This is a genomic window from Paractinoplanes globisporus DSM 43857, from assembly GCF_000379645.1.
GTDB lineage: Bacteria > Actinomycetota > Actinomycetes > Mycobacteriales > Micromonosporaceae > Actinoplanes > Actinoplanes globisporus.
The window spans coordinates 378,724-401,257 of record NZ_KB903317.1 but is presented as its reverse complement, the minus strand read 5'-3'; the positions used below and the strand labels follow the sequence as shown (position 1 = coordinate 401,257).

Genomic DNA, 22,534 nt, shown 5'->3' with positions numbered 1-22,534 from the left:
TCGAGGCCTCCGCCGCGAGTCTTGTGACCGTTGTTACCAACCGGATCCGGGACGGAAGATTCGGCACGCCTGGCGACTTGTCGCTGTTGTGGCTGAGATCCGTACCGTGACCCCGCCCGATGACCAACTGTCTGCTGGAGAGCTGCTGCCCCCGGGGCGGCGTTTCCGAATTGTCCTGGTGCTCGGTCTGCTCACCGCGCTCGGTCCGCTCACGATCGACATGTATCTGCCGGCGCTGCCCACCATCACCGACGACTTCGGCGCCACCGCCGCCGCCGTGCAGCTCACCCTGACCGGTACGCTGCTCGGCCTGGCGTTCGGGCAGCTGCTGATCGGCCCGCTGTCCGACGCGGTCGGGCGCCGGGGGCCGCTGCTCGCCGGGGTCGGCGTCCATCTGATCGCGTCGGTGTTGTGCGTGATCGCACCCAATCTGGCGGTCCTGGGCTCGTTGCGGGTGTTGCAGGGTCTCGGCGCGGCCGCAGCCACGGTGGTGGCGATGGCGATCGTCCGGGACCTGTTCAGCGGCCTGGCCGCGGCTAAGCTGCTCTCCCGGCTCATGCTTGTGGTTGGCGTAGCGCCGATCCTCGCGCCGACCATCGGCGGCCAGACCTTGCAGTTCACCTCGTGGCGCGGCGTGTTCGTCGTGCTCACGGTCGTCGCCGCCGCGATCATGGCGGCCGCCGCGCTCGTGCTGCCCGAGACACTGCCGGTCGAACGCCGCCGCAACGGCGGGCTCGCCGGCACGATCCGCGACTACGGCGGGCTGTTCACCGACCGGGTCTACGTCGGCCTCATTCTGGTCACGGGTCTCGCGATGGCTGCGTTGATCGCCTACGTGAGTGGCTCGTCTTACGTTCTGCAAGACGGCTTCGGCTTGAGCAAACAACAGTTCGCGTACGTCTTCGCCGGCGGCGCGATCGGGCTGATCGGCGCCACCCAGCTCAACGTACGTTTGCTGCGCCGCTGGACACCCCAGCAGATCCTGGTCGGCTCCCTGCTGGCCGGCGTCGGCCTAGGCCTGATCCTGCTGGTTCTGGCCGCCACCGAGACCGGCGGCCTGGCCGGCATCCTGATCCCGCTCTGGCTGGTCCTGGCCACCGTCGGCCTCGCCATGCCCAACGCCCCCGCCCTCGCCCTGTCCCGCCACGGCGAGACAGCAGGCACCGCCGCAGCCCTGCTCGGCGCGGTCCAGTTCGGCGTCGGCGCCCTGGCCGCACCGCTGGTCGGTGTCCTGGGCACCGGCGCGGTCGCCATGTCCATCGTCGTCTTCGGCGGCATGCTCGCCGCCACCGTCGTCTGCTTCGTCGTGGTCCAGCCGCACCGCCTGCCCGTCGAGCAACGGGAGCCGGTGGCAGCCTTCGTTCACTAGGGCGTCCGATCCGACGCGGGTGGGATTCTGCTGCGACCGCGCTAACGGAAGTCGACGCCTTCGACCGTTCCCAAGGCGCGGGATCAGTTGTCACGCCGACGAGTGGCCGCAATCGCGTGCCACTGGGCCGCGGGTCCAGGACGTTCGGAGGAAGACCGTTCGGCCTACGCCTGCGTCTGTTCGGCGCTTGACGCGGGGCTGATCTCGGGCGCCACACTATCCACCATGGACTCTGCTGCTGAAGGCCAGGTCACCGTCACGCAGGTTGCCTACGCCGCGTTCGACTTCGCCACCGCCAACCTCATGCTGGCCGACGACAAGCTGGACGAGAGCTCGAAAGTAGCCAACAACAGCCGCCGGGACGCCGCGGCGTCCGTTCTGCTGTCGGGCAAAGGCGTTGGCGTCGATGCCCTCTCCGCGATCGACGAAGCCGAGTTCCGGCGGCTGGCCGTCGGCGCGAGCCTTGCCGATGACGTCGTGGACAAGGCCAGCAGCTTCCTGTACGCCGACGGCGACCTCGGGCTCGCCGCCCGTTACGGCGGCGTCGTCGACCAGCTGTCGACCGAACTGGCCTGCAGCCAATGTTGCGGTGCCGTCCTGATCACCGTGGGCGGAGTCCTCGCCATTCCCGGAGCCCCCACGATCGCCGGTGCCGCACTCGTCCTCGGCGTCATCGGGATAGCCGGCTCCTGCTGAGCGTCAGAACACCCGAAGTCAGCTCCGGCATGGACGCGAAACAAACGTCAAAAGAATGGTGCCGACTCTACGGAGAGAGCGCGCGCCGGCCGAGAACGCCGTAAAGGTCGCTTGACCAAGCGAATACAGCAGGAGCTACAACCGGCAGCACACGCACATCGGCTAAATCCGCGCACATGACCATGCCGAATCAAGCCCGCTCGCTCATGTTTCGTTGCTGGTCCGGTTCTTGCTGGGTTGCGGTACGACCCGCGGTGGCAGGAGGCCAGTCATGAGTGCAGCGAGTGCGACGACGCTCGACCGGTACGAGATCGACCAGCACGTCCAGCCGGGCCGGCTCGTCGTGGACCGCGTCGCGCTGCTGGCCCGGCATCAGGGGACGCCGCCCGACCTGGTGATCCGGTGGGGGCCGATGCCGGTGCGGGCCACCGTGGACGTCGTCGTGCACCTGCACGGATTCTTCGAGCGCGGCCGGGCGATGAATCTGGTGCGCGACATGGTTCCGCGCAGCGGTCTCGACCTCGCCGACCCGGACCGGCCGCACGTGGTGGGCCGGCGCAGCCCGACTCTGCTGGTCCTGCCGCGGGGACACTTCTACGGCGGCGGGAAAGGCCGGGGGTACGCCTTCCCGGCGCTGCGGCCGCGGGGCGCGCTCGACGCGCTGGTCGACGAGGCGCTGCGCAGGTTCAACGAGGCGACGGGCGCCCGGGCCACGCGCGGCCGGTTGATCCTCACCGCGCATTCCGGCGGTGGCGCGGCGCTGATGGACGTGCTCCGGTACGCGGACCCGGACGAGGTCCACGCCTTCGACGCGCTCTACACCGACCCGGGCCCGCTGATCGAGTGGGCGCGCCGGCACAAGACCGCCGGGCGTGGCGCGCTGCGGGTGCTGTACCGCGACGGGGAGCGCACCGCCGTGCGCAGCCGCCGGGTAGCGACCGCGCTCGGCCCGCCTACCCGCCGGTTCCGCGTCGAGCCGACCACCGTCGAGCATCTGGTGATTCCCCGGGCGTACGGCTGGCGGCTGCTGGCCGACCCGGGCGCGGATCTGCCCGGCGTCACCGCGAGCCGCGGCGTGCAGCACGAGATCGGCGGCGGGGCCGGATCGTTGCCCGAAGCGATCGTCCGCGTGGCCCGCGAGCAGTGGCGGCGCTGGCGGCCCGGCGGTGGCTCGCCGCTGACCGAGACGATGCCGGCCGCCACCGCTTTGCTGCGCGAGTACTACCAGGTCGGTGTCCAGATGACCGTGCCCGACGCGCAGCTGCGGGACCCGAAGTGGCACCAGTCCCACTACTGGAGCGCGGTCTTCGTCTCGTATGTGATGCGCCGAGCCGCCGCTCCGGGGTTCGTCTTCTCGGCCGCGCACTGGAAGTACATCGCGGCGGCCAGGCGCAACCGGATGCGCGGCGACACGAGCAGCCCGTTCTGGGCGTACAAGGCGACCGAGATCGCGCCGCGGAGGGGCGACCTGGTGTGCGCGTCGCGCGACCGCACCAGGCCGACCTACGACACCGTCGAGGGCAAGCCCGCGCACTGCGACATCGTCGTCGACGTCCAGCCCGGGTCGATCAGGGTGATCGGCGGCAACGTCGGCATGCCCGGAAGCGGAAACCTGGGCCTGACCGTGGGGGAGAAGACCCTCAGGACGCTACCGGACGGGCGGCTCGACCTGACCGGCCGGCAGAGCCGGTTCTTCGCCGTGGTCAGCTGCACCGGCCGGCGCCCTGTCCTCGCCGAGGCGCCCGTCGCCACGCCCCCGGCCGGGACGGACGCCCGCGCAGTCCGCGTCATGGAACTGCTGGTCCGCCGGTACGGGTACCCGGTCAACGGCGCGACCGGGCTGGTCGGCAACCTGGTCGCCGAGTCCGGCGTGATCCCGGAACGGATCGAGGGCAGCGCGTCGGCCACGCCACTGCGGGCGGCCGACTTCGCCGGCCGGGTCCGGAGCTTCACCCCGGACGAGGTACGCGCCCGCGACTTCCGCCTCAAGAGAGGCCCGAAGCTGCCCGGCGTCGGCATCGCCCAGTGGACCACCGCGGCCCGCCGCGCGGGACTCTTCCAGCACACCTACCAGGGCCGGCGGCCGGGCTCGGCGATCCTGTCCGATCTGGAGGCCCAGGTCGATTACCTCGTGACCGAGCTGCGCCGCGATTACCGGCAGGTGGACGCGACGCTGCGCGCGCCCGGCGTCACGGTCGAGCAGGCCTCCGACGTCGTCCTGTTGCGGTTCGAGGTGCCGGCCGTGGTGGTTCACGGACGGCCCGGCGATCCGGCCGTGCAGCAAGTGTTGTCGCGGCGTCGCGCGTACGCGGCAAATGTTATGAATGCCTACCGGAAAGCGCATCCCTGAAATGCATTCCCGAGACCGCGGATCGCATTGCCGACTGTCCTGTCTCTCCCCGCGTGACCAGCTCTTAGGCTGAATCCGATCCGATGAAGGGACCTGTCATGACCGACTATCTCCGCTTCGAGATCTTCCGGCGCTACGGCCGATACACGTGGCGTCTCGTGCAATGTGTTGAGGGCCATCGGCGGGTCATCGCGCATGCCGTCCGCGACTACAAATCGGCCACGAAAGCGTACGTGGCATTGGTCGCTCTGAAGGACGCCATCACCGACGCTCCGATCATCGACACCACCAGCGGCACGGATTTCGGCGAGCTCGCCGAGTTCGTCATCGACCGTTCGGTCCAGCCGATCCGGGTGGGCACGTCGGTGGCGGCGTCCGGCGACGCGGACCTGGGCTGACCAACGGCGATGGCTCCGGAATCGGCCGCCGGCGCTGCCGCGCGTATCGACGCCGTCGGCCTGCCCGACGCGGCGATCGGGCCGCTGCGCGACGCGCTGGCAGCCGCCGGCGTGCGGCCGGATCCGCAGGCCCGGGCCACGATAGTCGCGTTCGGCACGACCGGACCCGGCCTCGCCGAGGCGCTGCGCGCTGCGGCCGTCCGGGGTCACGTGATCGCGCTGGGCAAGCCCGATCCGGCGGACTGCTGGGACCTGCTGCGCGCCGGCGCCTCGGACGTGCTCACCTGGGACGACACCGGCGAGGTGGCCGGGCATGTCGCCGAACGGCTACGTCGCTGGGAGACCGTCGACGCGCTGCTGGACTGTCCGCACGTCAAGGACTTCCTGGTCGGCGAGAGCGCGTCATGGCGGTCGGTGCTGCGGGACGCGGTCGAGGCAGCCCGGTTCACGTCGTCGGCCGTCCTCATCACCGGCGAGAGCGGCACCGGCAAGGAGCGCCTGGCCCAGTTGATCCACGACCTGGACCCGCGGCCGAACAAGAAGAAGCTGGTCATCCTGGACTGCAGCACGGTCGTGCCGTCGCTGTCCGGCTCCGAGTTCTTCGGGCACGAGAAGGGCGCGTTCACCGGGGCGATGGTGGCCCGCGCGGGCTCGTTCGAGCTGGCCGACGGCGGCACGCTGTTCCTCGACGAGGTCGGCGAGCTGCCGGTCGCCACACAGGCCGAGCTGCTGCGGGTCATCCAGGAGGGCACGTTCAAGCGGGTCGGCAGCAGCGCGTGGCGGACCAGCTCGTTCCGGCTGATCTGCGCCACCAACCGGGACCTCGCGGCCGAACGACGAGCCGGGGCGTTCCGCAGCGACTTCTACTACCGGATCGCCGGCTGCCGGCTGCACCTGCCGAGCCTGGCCGAGCGGCCGGACGACGTCGTCCCGCTGGTGCGGCACTTCTTCCGGCAGGCCCAGCCGGACGCCGAACCGCCCGAGCTGAGCGCCGCGGTCAGGGACCTGCTGGTGCGGCGGGAATACCGGGGCAACGTCCGGGACCTGCGCAGTCTCGCGCTGCGGATCATCCACCGGCACCTCGGGGCAGGCCCGATCACCGTCGGCGACGTACCGAACCACGACCGGCCCGGCGACGACCCGGCCGGCGACCCCGATCAGCGGCTGGCCGACTACGTGCGCGGCCGGATGGCCGAGGGCGCCGCGCTCGACGACATCGTGGCGGCCGTACGCGAGACGGCCGCCCGCGTCGCGGGACCGTAGCGGCGGCGTGCCACCCGGGTGAGCCGCAGGAAGTTGCCGCCCAGCACCCGGGCCTCGTCGGCCGGTGACAGTCGCAGCAGCCGTACCTTCTCCAGCTCCAGGCCCGGATGCAGCCACGGTCCGTCCGAGCCGAACAGCACCTTGTGCGCCCCGGCCTCGCGGACCGCCCGGACGAGCAGGTCGAAGCGGCGTACCCCGGAGGTGTCGGTGTGCACGTTGGACAGGTCGGCGAGCACCGGACAGAAGGCCCGCTGCGCCGTCCAGTCGTCGGCGAAGCTGCCCAGGTGCGGGATCACGAAGTCGACGTCCGGGTACTGGCCGGCGAACAGGCGTACCGCGGTGGTCTCGCCGGCCACGTCGTACAGCACCGGCAGCCGCAGCCGGCGGGCCACCTCGCAGATCTCGCGGCTGATCCGGGCGTCCAGCCGGTGCACCTTGATCCCCCGGAACCCCAGGTCACGGACCGCCCGCCGGACCATCGGCAGCACCCGGCCGCGGTCGCGCTCGGCGTGCACGAACGCGAAGCCGGTGAACCGGCCGGGCCGGCCGGCGATGATCCGGCCGACCTCCTCGTTGGCGACGGCGTAGTCGATGTGGAACGCGGCCAGCAGGTTGGTCCGGGCGATGCCCGCCTCGTCGCAGCGCCGCAGGTACGCCTCCAGCGGCGCCTCGGTGTCCCAGGGGCCGGTGAAACCGTCGCCCGGCCCCGCGTGACAGTGCGCGTCGATGATCGGGGTACGCATCGCTCAGCCGCGGTACGCCTGGTAGGCGGGCCGCCGTCCGTACCCGTTCAGCGACCGGGGCGAGCCGCGGTGGCTCGTCCCTTGCTCGGCGACCGCCCGTTTCGAGTGGCAGTACTGCTGGACCTCCTGGCGGAAGTAGCGGGCCCAGTTCGCCGCCCGGTCGGCGTCGCTGACCGACGGCCAGTCGCCGTACCGAATGCTCAGCAGCAGCTGCTCACCGAACACAGCAAGGTCGCGGTAGTGCAGCACGGAGACGTCCGACCAGCCCTGCAGCCGATTCATGCCGTCGACGGCGTCCATCCAGGCCTCCGGCGAGTCGACCATGATTCGGGACGGCAGGAAGTCGCGCACCTCGGGCAGGCCCAGGATCCACTGGGACATCAGCATCTCGTGCCGCGCCGTCCAGGGCAGGTCGCCGTACTGGTTGTGTGCTCCCTGAGTGAGCAGCAGGTGGGTCTCCTTGAGCCCGTTGAGCACGTCGAAGCCGTTCGCTATGACCACCGTGTTGTCGTCGCGGTCGTAGAACTCCATGCACTCGCCGAGCAGATGGTGGAACGCGGACATGAACCGGGACCGGTTGTCGGCCACCCGCCGCGACGGCTGCGCCAACTGGACGCCGTACCCGTGTGCGTACTCGTCATTGCGTTGTTCCGGCGTCAGCCGGTGCTGCTCGTCGCGCTGGTACCCCCAGAGCAGGTTGTTCAGCGGGCGCAGCGGGTCGATGTCCAGCCCGCCGAGCGGGTCGCGGCCGGCGTAGCCCGTCGGCCGGTTCTGGAACCGCCAGGTGATCGCGTCGATCGCGCGCGTGAGGCCGCCGCGTTCCATCCAGTACGACCAGATCAGCTCCAGGAAGCACGGGTGGGTGAGCTTCTCGGCCAGGATCCCGTAGCACAGGGCGGTCGCCGCGTCGTCGCCACCGACCACCGGCACGTCACCGAGTTTGCGGCGGACCAGGCCCAGGTACGGCAGCACCTCCAGTTCCCCGCCGTCGCCGGTCGGCGTCTCCACCAGGTAGCTGCGGAACTGCTGCTCGAGCTCGCCGGCGGTGACCGTGCGGTTGAGCCGCGCGCTCTCGGCGTCCAGGTCGACGCCGCCGAAGTCGTCCAGATCGGTCCGACAGTTGATCATGAGGAAGACCTCGGTGGCCGCCTTCAGCAGCCGGTAGCGCTCGACGTGCGGGAACGGCAATGCCGTCCGGTCCAGCACCCGGCGGGCCTCCTTGCCGGCCTGGCGCAGCCGGCGGCCACGCCGGTCGCTCTCGCACAGGACGCGATCCATGAAGTCGGTGTACCGCTCGAAGCCGAGGTTGTTCGTGCTGTTGCGGATGGAAACCCAGAGGGCCTGGTCGGGGGTGGGCTGGACGGCGGCCCGCCGTAGCGTGACGGACACGTCGTCACCGGCGGCGAACGGCGTCTGCCGTACCTGGATGTGGGTCCGCCCGAACCGGTGGGTCCGGTCGTTCTCCGGGCCGTTGGCGAAGTCGACGACGACGGTCCACGAACCGACTGTCAACGGCCTCGTGTCCAGGGTCGCCCGCAACTCCTCCGGGCCGGTGCCTTGATCTTCGAAGTCGATGGGCCCGCGCTCGACCGAGGCCGCGCCGAGCAACGCCACCTCGGCCTGCCGGTCGGACAGCACCACCGGGCCTTCGACCGTCCAGGTGACGTCCCACTCGCCCTCGAGGTCCCCGGTCTCGGCCACCAGCAGGACGATGCCGCCCGCGGTGACGTCGCCCGGGAAAGCGCTCAGCTTGATGTCGTCCGGGAAATTCTGCGCCATGGTATTTCTCCGATCAGATTGCGATGAGTTGGTGGTCGGTGCGGCGAGCGGTCCAGACCCGGGGCTGGCCGACGAACATGCGCACGCCGGCCCCGGTGGCCGCCCGTGCGGTCGCGAGAGTGCTGGTCACCGCCCACGTGGTGAGCAGGTTCCGGAGCAGCCCGGCCTCGCGTTCCGGGCTGAGCCGGCCGGCCGCGCGCGCCTGGCCGAGGACGGCGAACGCCACCGTCGGCGGTGTCGTGTCCGGTGCGTCCGGCGCGGCGTCCCAGGCGGCGAACCGGCGCAGCAGCGCATCCGGGCTGACCTCCCGGTTACGCAGCACCGCCCCCAGCCGCTGCCCGCGCAGCCGCGCCGAGCGGTGCCCGAGCAGGAACGCGACCAGATCGGGAATGGTGGCCCTCAGGTTGTCGATGGTGGTGGAGAGCTCGGGAGTGAGTCCGTCGGTCGGGTACATGGCCCGCCAGACGCGCGCGAGGCGGCGCCACTGCGGGTCCGGGTACAGGGCGTCTCCCAGCGCGCAGCTGAGCAGCACGCGGACGTACGGGATGGGGTGCGGATCGTTGTCGGACGGCCGGAACACGAACGCGGGCGGCAGGCTGACCAGCGCGATCAGGCCCAGGGTCGAACCGATCCCGATCCGGGCGACGGCCCACAGGTCGGCCACGATCTCGGAGATCCAGCCGTCCCAGCGCCGCCACGCCCGCGCCGGCCGGCGCCGCTGGGCGTGCAGTCGCGCCCGCAGCGAGTCGACCAGGCCGAGCAGGTCGGCGCCCTGGTGACCCACCTCGTGGACCAAGGACGACGCCAGCCCGTACCCGATCATGCGCTCCCGCGGGATGCGGATGAGCGCGACCGGGTTCTCGCCGCCGCCGGGCAGCCGGGTACGCGCCCGGCGGATCGCCCCGCCGAGCCCGCGGTGCAACGAACAAACCACCGGCGGCCCCTCGAAGAACCCGCCCGGCAGGTCCAGCGCCTCCGCGGCCGCCACGTCGAGGCCGGAGAGCAGGACGCCGTTGTCGGTCTCGCTGCGCTGGGTGATGACCTCGGAGAACAGGTCGAACTGGGCGAGCGCGTTCTGGAACTCCAACCGCAGCGCCCAGAACCGCTTCTGCTGGTCCGCGGCCGGCGCCGAGGTTCCGGGGCCGTGCAGCCAGCCGAGGTACGCCTCGGCCCGGTTGCGTACCGCCCGGCGCCCGGCACTGAGGTGGTCTTCGATACCGGCCGTCGCGGCCGGTGACAGCGCCGCCGCCGCGACGGCAGTCTCCTGGAGCACGAACGGCCGGATTGCGGCGAGCCGGGTCAGCAGCGCGCGCGTCTCCTGCTCCAGGAGCCGGGTCGCGGACGGGTGCGCGGTCATGGCTCACGCGCCCAGCACGACGATCTTGCCGCGGCGGCGTTCCCAGCGGCCGGACTGGCCGTCCGCGCCCTGGGGCGCCCCGTATCCGTACTCCCACTCGCTCCCCGTGGGCGGCGTCGCCGATCCGGGCGGGGCCGGCGGCTCGGCCGGTGGAGGCGGCGGTGGCGGAGTGGGCTCGGGGACGTCCGGGACCTGGACCCACCGATACCCGGGACGCGACGGTGGCGGTTCGGGCGGCTGCTCCGGGGGAGGCGGCTCGGTCGGAACATACCCGGTCGGGGCGTACCCGTAGCTCCGGTATCCCCAGCCCGGACCGCGCCAGCCGCGGTAGGGCGGCCGGTAGTAGGGCCGCCGGTAGCGGGCCCCACGGTACCCACCGCGCCAGCCGTACCGATGGCCGTAGCCGCGCCGGACGAACGGGCTCAGCCGGGGCAGTGCCGCGCGGAACAACCGGGGCGCGAACCGCCGGGCCGCGTTGAGCAGGCCGAACTCGCCGACCACCTCGGCCGGATGTTCGGGTGCGGCGTTCGCCACGTGCTGGGCGGCCGCCGCGGCCAGCCGGACGCCTTGCCGGGCCGCCTCGTACGCCTGCTGCTCCTGGCCCATCCCGGCCGCCTCCAGCTCGAAGACGGCCTCGGCGGGCGGACCCTCGGCCTGTGGCACGGCCGCCTCCAGCACGGGCGTGGCGGCTTGGACCAGGGCGCGTCCCTGCGGCGTACGGGCGGCGTTGCGCACACCCTGCACCGTGTTGCCGACCGCGTCGACGATCTTTCCGACCAGTTGCTCGAGTTCCCGGTGATCGCCCACCTCGAGCAGCCGGCCGGCGAACCCGGCTTCCTGGGCGGGCGTGAGCGGGGCCTCGGCGAGCTCCGTCTCGCGGCCGAACAGGCCACCGAGCAGCTTGCCGAGCAGCTCCTCCTCGGCCTGACCAGCCTGGCCGGCCTCGCCGTCCTCCAGCTCGGCCTCCTTGCCGCCGAGCGCGCCGAGCAGCGATGGCAGCACCTTCGCGGCCAGCGGGATCAGCGCCTGGAAGAACTGGTCCTCGTCCTCACCCTCACCCTCGTCCTCGAACTCGCCATCGCCTTCGTCCTCGTATTCGTCCTCGCGGTCGGCGAGTTCGGCCGGGCCGGCGCCGGACTCGTACCGGTCGGACTCGAACTCCTGCATGGTCTCGTCGTCGTCGTCCTGCCAGCGCCGCCGCCGGCGCCACCGCCGCCGGCCCCACTCGTCTTCGTACGCCGTGGACGGTGTTGCGGTCTCGAACATGGAAGTCTCCCGTCGTCGGGGCATTCGGTCTTTGGGTGTCAGGGATGCCTGCTTCGGATGCCAGGGATTCCTGCAAGAAGCGGGCCAGGGCCGGCCCGCCGGGCGCGTCAGCGCAGTGCGGCGGAGGTGAAGCCGAGCCGGGCGCGGAGCTTGGCCACGGTGCGCCGGGCCATCGGGTAGCCGGCGTCCCGCAGTTGGTCGGCGAGCTGCTGGTCGGAGAGCCGGCCCGAGCCGGAGCCGATCAGCCGCCGCAGCTCCTCGTCGGCCCCGCCCCGGGCGCTGAAGAACGCCGACAGCGGCGTCATGCGCCGGTCGGGCAGCAGGACGAACTTGTCCGCCACGGCCCGGCTCACCGTCGACTCGTGCAGGTTCAGCTCGGCCGCGACCTCGGCCCGCGTCATCGGCCGCAGCGCCGAGGCGCCCTGCGCCACGAAGTCGCGCTGCCGGTCTACGACGTGCTCGGCGATGCGGCGCAGCGTGTCCCAGCGATCGTGCAGCCGGCTCAGGAACGCGCGGGCCTGCGCGCCGCCGGGGCCCGTGCCGCGTGCCCGCAGCCTCGTCGTGGCGGCCTCGACGACGTCCACCGTGTAGGCGTCGTGCACCGTGGGATGGTCGCGGACGACGACGTCCGGCAGCACGTACGCGGCCGGTTTGCTGTCGTTGCCGTCGAACGCCGGGTACGGGCGCAGCCGCCGCCGGATCAGGTCGAGCACCGCGCGGACGTCGGCGCGGCGGGTCCCGGTCGCGTCGGCGATGGCGGCGAAGTTGCCGCGGGCGAGGCCGGCCAGGTGCTCCGCTATCACGGCGCGGGCCAGCCGGGTCTGGTCGTCGGGCAGCTCCAGCGCGTCGAGTTGCAGCCGCAGGCATTCGGCGACGCTGGTGGCGCCCACGCCGGGTGGCCCGCACCGGCGGATCACGGCCAGCACCCGATCCACCTGGGCCACCGGCACGCCCAGCTCCCGCGCGATGCGAGCGGGCGCGCGGTCGAGCAGGCCGTGCCCGTCCAGGCTGTCGACCAGGTGATCCACGACGGGACCGTCATCGGCGGCGGTCTCCGCCCGGACGGCCCGGCGCAGCTCCTGGCAGTCGCTCTCGACCGCGGCCACGTCACCGGCCGGGTACCCGTCGTTCGCCCGGCCTTGGCCGGAGGGATGCCCGGCGCACAGCGGGCACCGGATCCGCCAGGAACCGCTGCAGACCGGGCACTCCGCCATGTCGAGGCGCTCCAGGTCCGGGTTCACCTGCAGCTCGTCCTCCACGACGGCCTGCATGGCGGCGTACGGGAGCAGCAGCAGCTCACCGAACGCGATCATGGCCGGGGATACCTCGAGGCCGAACCTCGGCGTCATGGCGAGCTCTAACGTGAGGGACACGGGACCTCCTCGGCCGGACGGCGGCGCCGCGGCGCCCTGCGTCCGATCCCCTCAGCACGATCCGGGCCAGCCCGGCCGGTACGGATCACTCCCGTCCCAGATCCGACAGAACTCACCGGCCTGGCACGGAACTTGCTGGCGTCCCTGGCATGGTCACGACACGTCCCCGGGTGGTCTTGCTCCCTGGCACGCTGGGTTCCGTACTGATCGACACCAGCCTCACCGCCGAGCAGGCCAAAAAGCTGTGCCGGCGCCATCTCGGGAGTCGGGAGTGGGCGTTCCGGGCCGCCGGGGTCAACCCGTGCGATCAGCGTCCGGAGGCGCTGTGGGGCACGGTCGGCATGGTGCATTGGCTGTATGCGGCGGACGACTGGCAACGGCGGATCACCAGCGGCAATGGGCGGGACGTGCCCGGCGCCGTACGCGTCGACGGCCTGCTCGACATCGACGTACGGATCGGCCGGAAACGGGTCGAGGTCCGGCCCTACGCCGCGCTGCTGTCGGCGCTGCGGCTGGCCGGCGCGGACGTGCTCGTCGTGCCGTACGACTGGCGGCTGTCGAACCGGCAGAGCGCCCACCGTCTGCAACGCATGATTCTCGACAAGTGGTTCGGCGGCCGGTATGTGGCTCCCGGAAGCACCGTCCCCGAGGCCCAGCGGATCACCTTCATCGGGCACAGCATGGGCGGCCTGGTGGCCCGGTTCTTCCTGGAGTCGGCCCACCTCGGGCGGGCGGTCGCCCGGCAGCTGATCACCATCGGCACGCCGCACCTGGGCGCGCCCGAGGCGTATCTGCACCTGATCGGCCGCACGCTGCCGTTCCCCGAGAACCCGTTCTACCGCGAGGTCTCGGAGGCGCAGGCGCAGTTCCTGCCCGCCAAGACCCAGACCGCGGTGCTGCGGTTCATGTCCTCGGCGTTCGAACTGCTGCCGGTGTACGACTTCGTCACGGCACGCGGCGCCAAGGAACCGTTCGCCCAGACGTACCAGGGACAGGTGCACGCCCCGACGAACCGCACGGCAATGCAGGTCATCGGGGAGCTGCGACAGGGTTTGACGGAGGAGCGCCGGCTGGACGAGTGGCTGCGCAAATACGGCATCGACTATCACCTGGTCGCCGGCACGGGTTTCCCGACCGTCCTGGGCTACGACCGCATCACCGACAAGATCATCACCGGGTACGCGGGCGACGGCACCGTGCCGCTGACCAGCGCGCACCCACCCGGCGGCACCGACCGGCTGCACGTACACACGCTCAAGCCGGGCGGACTGGGCCACCAGCGACTGTGCCAGCGAGCCGACGTCGTGGCCTACTGCCTGAAACAGCTGCCCGGCGGTCGTCCGGTCCGGGTCGCCGCCGCGCCGCCGGCGTCCACCGACGAGCTGGTCGCGGTGTCCCGGCAGATCATGCGCTCGATGGCTGCCCATCGCGGAGTCGTGCTGTCGGTGACAAAGCTCGCCTCCCGCGACGGCAAGCCGCTGATCGACACGACCACCGAGCCGTCCCCCGGCACACCCCGGCGCCGCCTCAAGAATCCGCCGAAACACCTGTCCAGCCCCGAGATCCACGAGGTCACCGGCCCCGGCGGCCGGATTTTCCGGTACGTGTGGATGCTGTCGAACGAACGCGCGGCCTTCCCGGTCGGCGGCATGCTGTTCGTCCCGGACCCGGCGAGCCGCGAACTCGACCTGGTCACGTTCAACGTCGGCCAGCTGGAGACGAACAACCGGGCCCGCTGCGGCAACGCCCACCACGCCGAAACCCAGGCCGAACGATGGGTACGCGAGCAGCCCCTGCCGTGGCGCATCCGGCTCGACTGCGTGCACATCGCGAATCGCTCCCGCCGTACGACGCTCAAGGGTTACAGCCCCTGCAACCCGTGCTGCGTCGATCTGGCGGGCCTGCTCACCGACCTGCGCCGGGAGCAGGGCGGCCGGAGACTCGACGCCCGGATCTCGTGGTGCACGCCGTACCAGGGAAACAGGATCTGCGGCCACCCGACCGACGCCGTGAACGTCCGCCGCCTCGAAGCCGCCGGCTGGACACTGAGCTCGACCTGCACCACCGCAGTCCCGTCCGCCCAGCGCACCCCGGTCCTAGCCGGCAAACCCTAGGCAATCGCCGCGCGCGGGTGGTCACTTCTTCATGACAAAGCCCTTGAGGAGCGTGTAGAGCTGCTTGTCCTCGACCTGGCTGTACAGGAAGTCGCCCTGGGCCACGAACGCGATGACCGGGCATTTCTTGTCCTGGCCGGCGACCGGCTTGTCGAGCAGTTTCCGGCCGGTCGCGGTCTCGAACAGTCGCAGCCGGTAGGTGCCCTGCTTCAGGCTGAGGGTCTGCGGGCCGGCGTCGTTGTACTTGCAGGTCTTGAGGGTGGCGCCGGCTTTGGCCAGGTCGACGCAGGCGACCAGCTGGGTCTTGGCCGGCTTCTCCGGCATCCACGCCCGCCAGACCGACTCCCTGAGGTCGGGGACCTGGACCGAGCTCAGCATGAGCCGGTGCGGCTGGATCGTCGCGTCGACGACCCCGACCGCGATCGGGTGCGGCGCCTTGCCGGCGAACTTCGGCGACCCGGGATAGAACCAGCCGTCGCAGACCTTGCCGAGATCGGCGGCGGTCCGCACCGGATAGGTGGCGCGGCGCGGGCCGGTCGGGGTAGGGCCGGCGCTGGGGGCGGACGACGCGCCGCCGAAGGGGTTGGCGGTGGGGCTCGCGTTCCGCTCGGCTCGTGCCCCGGCGGTCAGGTGGTTCCACTCGCGGCCGGCGAACCAGCCGTTGACGCCGCAGAGGAGCAGCACGGTCACGACGGAGAGGGCGATCGCCAGCCAGCGGGGCAGCCGGGCCGGGGGCGAGCCGAACGGCGGGACCGCGCCGGGCTGGGCGGCGCCGGGCTGGGTCGCGCTGGGCCGGGCCGCGCGCTCCGCCGCGCCGGGCTGGGCGGCGCTGGGCTGGGCCGTGGCGGGCTGGGCCGTGGCGGGCTGGGCCGCGCTGGGCCGCTCCGCCGCGCCGGGCTGAGCGGGCTGGGCGGCGCTGGGCCGCTCCGCCGCGCCGGGCTGGGCGGGCTGGGCGGCGCCGGGTGGGGCGGCGTCAGGGGGTGGCGTCGGGCTCTCGGGCGAAGGCTGCGCCGGCTTGGTGGCCGGCGCCCCCGTTTCGTTCATGGGACGGTCCCCGTGGTGCGGCGGCGGTGGACCGCGACTCTATCGAATGGCGGCGATCAGTAGTTACCGGCGCGTAGGAAGTAGTTGCACAATCGCCGCCAAACCGAGAGACGCGGCGGCCAGATAGATCAGTCCATGCTGGAACGCGTGGGCCGGGCCGCCGCCTAGCGCGCCGAAGAAGATCACGCCGATGATGCCGACGCCGAGCGCGTTGCCGACCTGCTGGGTGGTGGTGAGGACGCCCGCGGCCTGTCCGGCGTGGTGCGGGGTCACGCGGGCCAGCACGGTTCCCATGATCGGGGCGAGGGCCAGGCCCATGCCGAACCCGTCGACGGCCAGCACGGGTACGATCGCGCCGAGCGGCGCACCGGCCGCGACGAGCGCCAGGAGCAGGGTCAGCGCGGCCGCCCGGAGCACCGCGCCGAGCGCGATCGTCTGCCGCTCGAATCGCCGGGTGAACCGCGGCGCCAGCAGGGAGGCGGCCAGGTATCCGGCGCCGATCGGGGCGAACAGCAGGCCGGCGTGCAGGGCGTCGAGGCCGCGGCCCTGCTGCACCCACAGCGCGAAGATCAGGAAGTACGCGCCCATCGTCATCGTGAACGCGAGCTGGGCCAGCAGCCCCACGGTGACCGCCCGTTCGCGGAACAGCCCGGGGTCGATCAATGGGGTCGGGTGCGACCTGCGGGCGTACAGCAGAAGAAGCGCGACCGATGCGGCGAGCGAGACCCAGGTCCAGGCCGGCCAGCCCTGCTCGCGGCCCTCGATGAGCGGCAGCAGCAACGCCACCAGGCCCAGCGTGATCAGACCGGCGCCGCCGAGGTCGAGGCGGGTGCCGCCGGGGCGGCTCTCCGGCACGTGGCGCAGGGTCAGGGCGAACGCCGCGATGCCGATCGGCACGTTGATCAGGAAGCAGGCCCGCCAGCCGCTCCCGGCGAGGTCGGCCTCGATGAGCGCGCCGCCGACCAGCTGGCCGAAGACCGCGGCGAGGCCCATGGTCAGCGCGTAGCGGTTGATCGCCCGGGCCTGCCGCGCGCCGGTATAGGCCGTGCGGATCACGGCGAGGACCTGCGGGGTGAGCAGCGCCGCCGCGAGCCCCTGCACCACCCGGGCGGTGATCAGCGCCCCGGGACTGCCGGCCAGGCCGCAGGCGAGCGAGGCGAGCGTGAACAGCAGGAGCCCGGCCGCATAGACGCGGCGGCGGCCGAACAGGTCGCCGAGCCGGCCGCCGAGGACCAGGCCGGAGCCGTACGCGAGCCCGTACCCCGCCACGATCCACTCGATGGCGGCCGAGCCCGCGCCGAGATCGGCGCGGATGGTCGGGATGGCCACGTTGACGATGAAGAAGTCGAGGATCGTGATGAAGACGCCGGTCAGCACGGTCGGCAGGAGAAGCGGCGAGAGCGCGGCGCTTTCCGTGACGGGCGGCGTGGATAGAACGGTCGGTCTACTCATATGACCGATTAGATAGAACGATTGATCTACTGTCAACCGAGTGTCAGGATGGGGACATGCAGACGACCCGCCCCGGTCCCCGCGAGCGCCTCCTCGACGCGGCGCGCGACGTGACCTACGCCCACGGGGTGACGGTGGGCGTCGACGCGATCCTGCAGCGCGCCGACGTCGCCCGCCGCTCGCTCTACCAGCACTTTGGCGGCAAGGACGGCCTGATCGCCGAGATGCTGCGTGAGACGAGCAACGAGTACCGGTACCGCGAGACGATGGACGCGGCCGGCGACGATCCGCGCACGCGGCTGCTCGCGGTCTTCGACGAGCTCGACCGGGTGACGTCGCGGCCGGAGTTCCGCGGGTGCCGCTTCACCTCGGCCGAGCTGGCCCTGGCCGACCCCGATCACCCGGCGCACGCGGAGATCCGGGCCTACAAGGAGCGGATGCACGAGATGTTCCGGGCCGAACTGGTCCGCCTCGGCCACCCCGACCCCGACACCGGCGCGACCCAGATCCTCGTGCTGGTCGACGGGGTGCTGGCCCACGCGGTGACCCGCGCCGACTCGCACCCGGCGCTGGCGGCCAAGGGCTTGGTCGCCCTGATGCTCGACCGGCCCGGGCGGTAGGCGCCACCCGCCCGGGCCGGATCCCCCCGGAGAAGCTTCGCCCTAGAAGGGCGTCATCGTGATCGAGGCGACGCGCGGGTCGCCGTCGTGGACCAAGGACTCCTGGTGGAGTACGTCGTCGAAGGCGAACGCGTACGCCTTGCCGTCGATCATGTTGTCGTGGATGGCCTTCGCGTACACGTTGGGGGATTTGCCCTGGTAGAAATCGGCCGCGGTGCCGCTGGGCTGGGTGTCCAGGGTGCCGAGCGTGCCGCGCTGCAGGGCCGCGCAGAGGGTGCGGGCGATCGGGCCGACCACCTGGTCGTTCGGGGCGCCCAGCGCGCCGTCGCAGCCCCACACGTTCGCGGTCGACGGCCTGGTGAAGGAGGCCACCACCTTGCCGGTCGCGTCGGTGAAGCTCATGACGTCGCCGGTGGTGCGGCCGAGGAACTTGGTGTCGGGACGGTCGCCGAACGGCACCACCGTGAGGGTCCTGCTCGTGTACGCGTTCCAGGCGCTCGCGATGGACGAGTCCAGATAGGTCGGGCTCATCAGGCCGGCGTCGGCGGCCTTGCCGGGCGCGAGCACCCGCAGCACCGTGCCGTCGGAGCGGGTCACCACGCTCCGGGCGAAGTCGGGCGCGGCCTTGATGGTGTCGATCACCCGCTGCCGGCCGCCGGCCTTGAGCTCGCCGGTCGAGGTGACCGCGCCGGAGCCGCCGGTGACGCTGACGATGTGCGGCACCGCGAACATGTCGACCTGTGAGCTGTTGAGGAACAGGCCGCCGGCATCGAGAGTGAACTCGCTCCAGTCGAAGAGGATGTCGCGGTTGGGGTCGCCGCCGGCCCACGGCGCCGGCTGCACAAGCCCGTCGGTGGTGAGCCGGAAGTCCAGTTTCTGCCCGAACGACATGTACAGCCGGCCGGAGAGCCCGCGCGGGATCTTGACGGTCGTGGCGGCGCCGGTCAGCGGGATCGACACGTCGGGGGCGGGGACGGGCACGGGCGCGCCGCCGGTCCAGGCGGTGAAGGCGCCGGCCGCGTTCACGTACCCGAGCTTGCCGGTGGCCAGGTTGGTGCCCAGCACGTACAGGTAGACCGTCTCGTTCCGGCCCGTTTTGTTGTTCACGGTGACCGGCAGAAGGTCTGAAGCGGGCGGAATGTCCGCCTTGGTGGTCGGCGCGGTGGTCGTCGGCGCGGTGGTCGCCGCCGTCGTCGGGGCGGTCGTCGGCTTGACCGTGGTCGGCGCGACGGTGGTGGGCGTGGCCGTCGCGGCCACCCCGTTGCAGGACACACCGTTGAGCTTGCAGTTGACCGGCTGGCCGCCGGAGCCGACGAACCCGAAGGTCGTCGCGGCCCCGACGGCCACCGACCCGTTCCACCCCCGGTTGGCGAAGGTGACGTGTTGCCCGGACAGCGTCATCTCCGCGTCCCAGAAGCTGCCGATCGCCGCGCCCGCCGGCAGGTCGAACTCCACCTTCCAGGAGGTCATGGCGGCCGCCCCGGTGTTGCTGACGGTCACCTCGTCCTGCCAGCCGCCGCCCCAGTCGGACACCGTGCGCAGGGACGCGGTCGGTGCCGCCGCCGAGGCCGGCAGGGCTATCCAGGTCGTCGCCGCGGCCGCCACCGCGGCGACGACAGTGAGGATGAGAGTTCGTTTACGGCGCATCGGCGAGCTGCTCCAGAACGGAAAGGGGAACGGGGACCCGGTCATCCTGGAAAGCCGCGGTGAGCCGTCAACAGGTCTTTAACATTGCTTTAAGGTGCTTCTGCCCGTTTGTCGGGGGCGGGTTACCCGCGGTGCCACTTCTGGTTGGCGGTGCCGGCGCAGTCCCACGTCTGCAGGGCCGCCCCCCAGTTGCCGTTCCAGTCCTTGATGTCGACGCACTTGTTGGCCTGCGGATTCACCAGGTCGCCGGCCGCCGAGAGCACGAACTGCTGGGCCGCGTTGCCGCTGCAGGTGGCGATCTGAATGACCGCGCCGTTGGCCGTCGAGCCCCACGCCACGTCCATGCATTTGTTGTTCGACGTCTGCAGCGTGCCGTTCACGAACGTCCACTTCTGCGCGCCCGAGTTGTTGCAACCCCACATCTGCAGCGGTACGCCGTCGGAGAAGTTGGAGTTGGGCACGTCGATGCAGAGGCCGTTCCAGTCGCTGATCAGCGAGTTGGTGCTGCTCCCGCCGCCGCTCGTGGTCAGCGACAGTCCGTAGGCGCCGAGGATCTCGTTCACCGGCTGGAACCACATCGTGCCACCGGACGTGCAATTGCCGGTGCCGCCGGAGGTCACGCCCTGTGCCTGGTTGCCCGAGATCCACGAGCCGCCGGAGTCGCCCGGCTCGGCGCAGGCGTCGCTGCGGGACAGGCCGGAGACGGCGCCCTGGGCGTAGACGACGGTTTCGTTGCGGCCCAGCAGCGTGCCGCAGCGCCAGCCGGAGGTGCGGCCCGAGCGGCAGATCGAGCTGCCGATCGCGGCGTCGGCCGAGCCCGCGACGAGCACGTTGCCGCCCGCGTAGTTGTTGACCCAGGGCTGCGGGGTCCAGTTGCCGTTGGTGCGGATCCACGAGTAGTCGTTGCCCGGGAACGACGAGCCGGCGAACGTGCCCTGGCTGACGTTGTTGTAACCGAGCGTGGGGCTGCCGGCGCCACCGCAGTGGCCCGCGCTCACGAATCCGCCGGCCACCGCGAACCCGATCGAGCACAGCGTGTTGCCGTTGATCACGTACTGGTCGCCGCCGCGGATGTCGTACATCGTCCTCGGCTGTTCTGCCTGCGCCAGGACGGTGACCTCGCCGGCGCCGCTGGCCTGCGCGAACTGCCGGGCGGCGGCCTCCCGGCCGGGCTTGGCCAGCACGACGACCCGGTTCCCGGGGACGTCGACATACCAGCCGCGGACATTCGCCCCCGCCGCGTGCGACGAGTTCCGATCCAATTTCGTACGCCGGGCGGCCAGCTCCGACGCATTGACGCGCACCACTGCGGGTGTGGCGCCTTCGGCGCGTACGGCGGCCTCGTCGGAAGCGGAAGTCACGGCGACCGTGAGTTTGGTCGCTCCCGGGGGAATCCAGGCGCCCGCGAAGGCGGAGCCGAGCCGGGCCCGCAACCGGTTCTCGACGACCGGCGCCGCCGCCTCGGTGCGCAACCGCGCCGCGATCTGACCGTCGTCGAGTTTGAGGTCGCGGCGCATGGCGGCGAGCATGCCGGGCGCGATATCGAAATGCGGTGGAGCGGCCTGGGCCGGCTGTTGTGTCATGGTTGCCGCAACAACGATTGCGGCCGCGACAGCAAGCATTCTTCGGCGCATGGGGGAGTTCCTTCCGAACCGGAAAACAAGGGGATGACCTGGGAAGGAGAGCGCTCTCGAGATCGGAGTCTGTCTATGTGTGACAACGCTGTCAAGAAACCTTCCGGAAACATGCCCGAGTGACCCGTCCAACCGCCCCACCGCCACCCTTGACCGGGCTGAAGGCTGCCCGTTTGTGTGCTGGATCGCGTGCCCTCGCCGCCGTGGGTGCGCGCGTGGGAGGCTGGGTCTTTCGATGGCATGAGCGATGGGGTAACGGGGCAATGGGCATGATCAAGGTCGTCGGGCTGGTGCTTCACCCCCGGCGCGACTGCGGCTCGGCGATCGACGCCATCGTGGCCTGGGCCAACCGGCGCGAGGTGACCGTCCTCGGCCTGCACGACGAGATCAACCGGATCGACTGCGACGCCGTGCCGGTCAGCGCCGAGGAGATGGTGGAGCGGGCCGGCCTGCTGGTCAGCCTCGGCGGCGACGGCACGATGCTGCGCACGATGCGGCTGGTGGAAGGGCGCAAGACGCCGGTGCTCGGGGTCAACGTCGGCCGGCTCGGCTTCCTGGCCGAGGTCGATCTGCCCGACCTGGCCGACGCGCTCTCCGCGATCGACGAGCACCGGTTCACCATCGAGTCGCGCACCGCGGTGCGCACCGTGCTCCCGGACGGCAAGGAGGTGTCGGCCTTCAACGACATCGTCCTGGTCCGGGTGCCGGGCGACGGCCTGGCCGCGGTGGGCATCGCGGTCGAGGGCAACAACTTCGTCAACTACGCGGCCGACGCGGTCATCGTGTCGACGCCCACCGGCTCCACGGCGTACTCGTTCTCGGCCGGCGGCCCGATCGTCTCACCGAACGTCGAGGGGTTGATCGTCAGCGCCTCGGCCGCGCACTCCTCGTTCAACCGCTCGCTGATGCTCGCGCTCAGCGAGCGCCTCGAGCTCGACGTGCTGCCGACCAGCGGCCGGCTCGCCGTCGAGGTGGACGGCATCATCGAGGGCTACGTCGGCGCCGACGACAAGCTCGAGATCGAGCCGCTGCCCGCCGCCGCCCAGGTCGTCCGCCTCGGCAAGACGTCCTTCTACGAACGGGCCCGGCGCAAGCTGCGGGTCGAGGGCAGCGCCCAGGTCGGCGTGCGCGACCCCGCCGACAGCGCCGTGGTCGTCGACGCCTTCGAGCGGCAGCGGTACGAGATCCTGCTTGGCGGCGAGGTCGCCGGCGTGCTGCACTACCGCCGCCACGGCGGCCAGGTCGAGCTCATGCACACCGAGATCGAGCAGTCGTTCTCCGGGCAGGGGCTGGCCGGCCGGCTCGCCTCCGCCGCCCTCGAGGACGCCCGCTCCCGCGCCACTCCGGTCGTCGCCACCTGCCCGTTCGTCAACAGCTACCTCGAACGCCACCCGGAATACTCCGACCTGCTCTCAGATGGGGTTTGACA

The 22,534-nt window shown here is 71.6% G+C and carries 17 protein-coding genes; 8 read left to right on the top strand and 9 right to left on the bottom strand.

Annotation, left to right across the window (positions count from 1 at the left end):
• Window positions 1-145 precede the first annotated feature (145 nt).
• The 5 genes from A3CQ_RS0131825 to A3CQ_RS54810 all read left to right on the top strand — a co-directional run bounded on the left by A3CQ_RS0131825 (window position 146) and on the right by A3CQ_RS54810 (window position 6,076).
• Entirely contained in the window at window positions 146-1,369 is a 1,224-nt protein-coding gene (locus A3CQ_RS0131825) for a multidrug effflux MFS transporter (protein WP_051115414.1), read from the top strand.
• A 225-nt stretch (window positions 1,370-1,594) separates the two neighbouring features.
• The gene (locus A3CQ_RS0131820; protein ID WP_020515005.1) at window positions 1,595-2,065 is read left to right on the top strand and encodes a hypothetical protein; all 471 of its coding nucleotides are present in this window, start codon (window positions 1,595-1,597) and stop codon (window positions 2,063-2,065) included.
• 271 nt (window positions 2,066-2,336) lie between these two features.
• Window positions 2,337-4,415, top strand: a complete 2,079-nt coding sequence (locus tag A3CQ_RS57885; RefSeq protein ID WP_051115402.1) for a phage tail tip lysozyme — start codon at window positions 2,337-2,339, stop codon at window positions 4,413-4,415.
• Window positions 4,416-4,513: 98 nt separating this feature from the next.
• A complete protein-coding gene (locus A3CQ_RS0131810) occupies window positions 4,514-4,813 on the top strand; it encodes a hypothetical protein (RefSeq protein WP_020515004.1) in 300 nt (99 codons plus the stop codon).
• Between the two features lie 9 nt (window positions 4,814-4,822).
• The gene (locus A3CQ_RS54810; protein ID WP_020515003.1) at window positions 4,823-6,076 is read left to right on the top strand and encodes a sigma 54-interacting transcriptional regulator; all 1,254 of its coding nucleotides are present in this window, start codon (window positions 4,823-4,825) and stop codon (window positions 6,074-6,076) included.
• On the opposite strand, the gene A3CQ_RS59520 is transcribed toward A3CQ_RS54810, so the two are convergent.
• From A3CQ_RS59520 to A3CQ_RS0131780, 5 genes are all read right to left on the bottom strand, one after another.
• Window positions 5,986-6,819 (bottom strand): amidohydrolase family protein, encoded by an 834-nt coding sequence (locus A3CQ_RS59520; protein ID WP_026206417.1) that lies wholly within the window; start codon window positions 6,817-6,819, stop codon window positions 5,986-5,988. The two genes, A3CQ_RS54810 and A3CQ_RS59520, sit on opposite strands and share 91 nt — an antisense overlap.
• A 3-nt stretch (window positions 6,820-6,822) precedes the next feature.
• Complete coding sequence (locus A3CQ_RS54805) at window positions 6,823-8,598, bottom strand: hypothetical protein (protein WP_020515001.1); 1,776 nt, start codon at window positions 8,596-8,598, stop codon at window positions 6,823-6,825.
• Between the two features lie 13 nt (window positions 8,599-8,611).
• Window positions 8,612-9,955 carry a hypothetical protein gene (locus A3CQ_RS0131790; protein WP_020515000.1) on the bottom strand — a complete coding sequence of 448 codons (1,344 nt, stop codon included), beginning with the start codon at window positions 9,953-9,955 and terminating at the stop codon, window positions 8,612-8,614.
• 3 nt (window positions 9,956-9,958) lie between these two features.
• Window positions 9,959-11,221: a hypothetical protein gene (locus A3CQ_RS0131785; RefSeq protein WP_026206416.1), complete on the bottom strand. Its 1,263-nt coding sequence runs from the start codon at window positions 11,219-11,221 to the stop codon at window positions 9,959-9,961.
• Between the two features lie 107 nt (window positions 11,222-11,328).
• Complete coding sequence (locus A3CQ_RS0131780) at window positions 11,329-12,594, bottom strand: RNA polymerase factor sigma-54 (protein ID WP_157296580.1); 1,266 nt, start codon at window positions 12,592-12,594, stop codon at window positions 11,329-11,331.
• Window positions 12,595-12,743: 149 nt separating this feature from the next.
• On the opposite strand from A3CQ_RS0131780, the gene A3CQ_RS0131775 reads away from it, so the two are divergent.
• Window positions 12,744-14,708 carry a lipase family alpha/beta hydrolase gene (locus A3CQ_RS0131775; RefSeq protein ID WP_026206415.1) on the top strand — a complete coding sequence of 655 codons (1,965 nt, stop codon included), beginning with the start codon at window positions 12,744-12,746 and terminating at the stop codon, window positions 14,706-14,708.
• A 21-nt stretch (window positions 14,709-14,729) separates the two neighbouring features.
• On the opposite strand, the gene A3CQ_RS0131770 is transcribed toward A3CQ_RS0131775, so the two are convergent.
• Together A3CQ_RS0131770 and A3CQ_RS0131765 are read right to left on the bottom strand one after the other, a co-directional pair.
• The gene (locus tag A3CQ_RS0131770; protein ID WP_026206414.1) at window positions 14,730-15,752 is read right to left on the bottom strand and encodes a hypothetical protein; all 1,023 of its coding nucleotides are present in this window, start codon (window positions 15,750-15,752) and stop codon (window positions 14,730-14,732) included.
• A gap of 63 nt (window positions 15,753-15,815) precedes the next feature.
• Window positions 15,816-17,204, bottom strand: a complete 1,389-nt coding sequence (locus A3CQ_RS0131765) for an MFS transporter (protein WP_020514997.1) — start codon at window positions 17,202-17,204, stop codon at window positions 15,816-15,818.
• Window positions 17,205-17,260: 56 nt separating this feature from the next.
• Here A3CQ_RS0131765 and A3CQ_RS0131760 point away from each other — a divergent pair, with 56 nt between their 5' ends.
• Window positions 17,261-17,824 (top strand): TetR/AcrR family transcriptional regulator, encoded by a 564-nt coding sequence (locus tag A3CQ_RS0131760; RefSeq protein ID WP_020514996.1) that lies wholly within the window; start codon window positions 17,261-17,263, stop codon window positions 17,822-17,824.
• A gap of 42 nt (window positions 17,825-17,866) precedes the next feature.
• Here the strand turns inward: A3CQ_RS0131760 and A3CQ_RS54800 are convergent, their stop codons facing one another.
• A complete protein-coding gene (locus tag A3CQ_RS54800) occupies window positions 17,867-19,471 on the bottom strand; it encodes a beta-1,3-glucanase family protein (protein WP_157296578.1) in 1,605 nt (534 codons plus the stop codon).
• 122 nt (window positions 19,472-19,593) lie between these two features.
• Window positions 19,594-21,054: a ricin-type beta-trefoil lectin domain protein gene (locus A3CQ_RS0131750; protein ID WP_245577396.1), complete on the bottom strand. Its 1,461-nt coding sequence runs from the start codon at window positions 21,052-21,054 to the stop codon at window positions 19,594-19,596.
• 320 nt (window positions 21,055-21,374) lie between these two features.
• On the opposite strand from A3CQ_RS0131750, the gene A3CQ_RS0131745 reads away from it, so the two are divergent.
• Window positions 21,375-22,532 (top strand): NAD(+)/NADH kinase, encoded by a 1,158-nt coding sequence (locus A3CQ_RS0131745; protein WP_245577395.1) that lies wholly within the window; start codon window positions 21,375-21,377, stop codon window positions 22,530-22,532.
• Window positions 22,533-22,534 lie beyond the last annotated feature (2 nt).

Excerpts from the sequence above, each read along its gene's own strand:
- A3CQ_RS0131820 (WP_020515005.1), top strand. The coding sequence starts at position 1,595 with ATGGACTCTGCTGCTGAAGGCCAGGTCACCGTCACGCAGGTTGCCTAC.
- A3CQ_RS57885 (WP_051115402.1), top strand. The coding sequence starts at position 2,337 with ATGAGTGCAGCGAGTGCGACGACGCTCGACCGGTACGAGATCGACCAG.
- A3CQ_RS0131810 (WP_020515004.1), top strand. The coding sequence starts at position 4,514 with ATGACCGACTATCTCCGCTTCGAGATCTTCCGGCGCTACGGCCGATAC.
- A3CQ_RS54810 (WP_020515003.1), top strand. The coding sequence starts at position 4,823 with ATGGCTCCGGAATCGGCCGCCGGCGCTGCCGCGCGTATCGACGCCGTC.
- A3CQ_RS59520 (WP_026206417.1), bottom strand. The coding sequence starts at position 6,819 with ATGCGTACCCCGATCATCGACGCGCACTGTCACGCGGGGCCGGGCGAC.
- A3CQ_RS54805 (WP_020515001.1), bottom strand. The coding sequence starts at position 8,598 with ATGGCGCAGAATTTCCCGGACGACATCAAGCTGAGCGCTTTCCCGGGC.
- A3CQ_RS0131790 (WP_020515000.1), bottom strand. The coding sequence starts at position 9,955 with ATGACCGCGCACCCGTCCGCGACCCGGCTCCTGGAGCAGGAGACGCGC.
- A3CQ_RS0131785 (WP_026206416.1), bottom strand. The coding sequence starts at position 11,221 with ATGTTCGAGACCGCAACACCGTCCACGGCGTACGAAGACGAGTGGGGC.
- A3CQ_RS0131775 (WP_026206415.1), top strand. The coding sequence starts at position 12,744 with ATGGTCACGACACGTCCCCGGGTGGTCTTGCTCCCTGGCACGCTGGGT.
- A3CQ_RS0131770 (WP_026206414.1), bottom strand. The coding sequence starts at position 15,752 with ATGAACGAAACGGGGGCGCCGGCCACCAAGCCGGCGCAGCCTTCGCCC.
- A3CQ_RS0131765 (WP_020514997.1), bottom strand. The coding sequence starts at position 17,204 with ATGAGTAGACCGACCGTTCTATCCACGCCGCCCGTCACGGAAAGCGCC.
- A3CQ_RS0131760 (WP_020514996.1), top strand. The coding sequence starts at position 17,261 with ATGCAGACGACCCGCCCCGGTCCCCGCGAGCGCCTCCTCGACGCGGCG.
- A3CQ_RS54800 (WP_157296578.1), bottom strand. The coding sequence starts at position 19,471 with ATGCGCCGTAAACGAACTCTCATCCTCACTGTCGTCGCCGCGGTGGCG.
- A3CQ_RS0131750 (WP_245577396.1), bottom strand. The coding sequence starts at position 21,054 with ATGACACAACAGCCGGCCCAGGCCGCTCCACCGCATTTCGATATCGCG.
- A3CQ_RS0131745 (WP_245577395.1), top strand. The coding sequence starts at position 21,375 with ATGATCAAGGTCGTCGGGCTGGTGCTTCACCCCCGGCGCGACTGCGGC.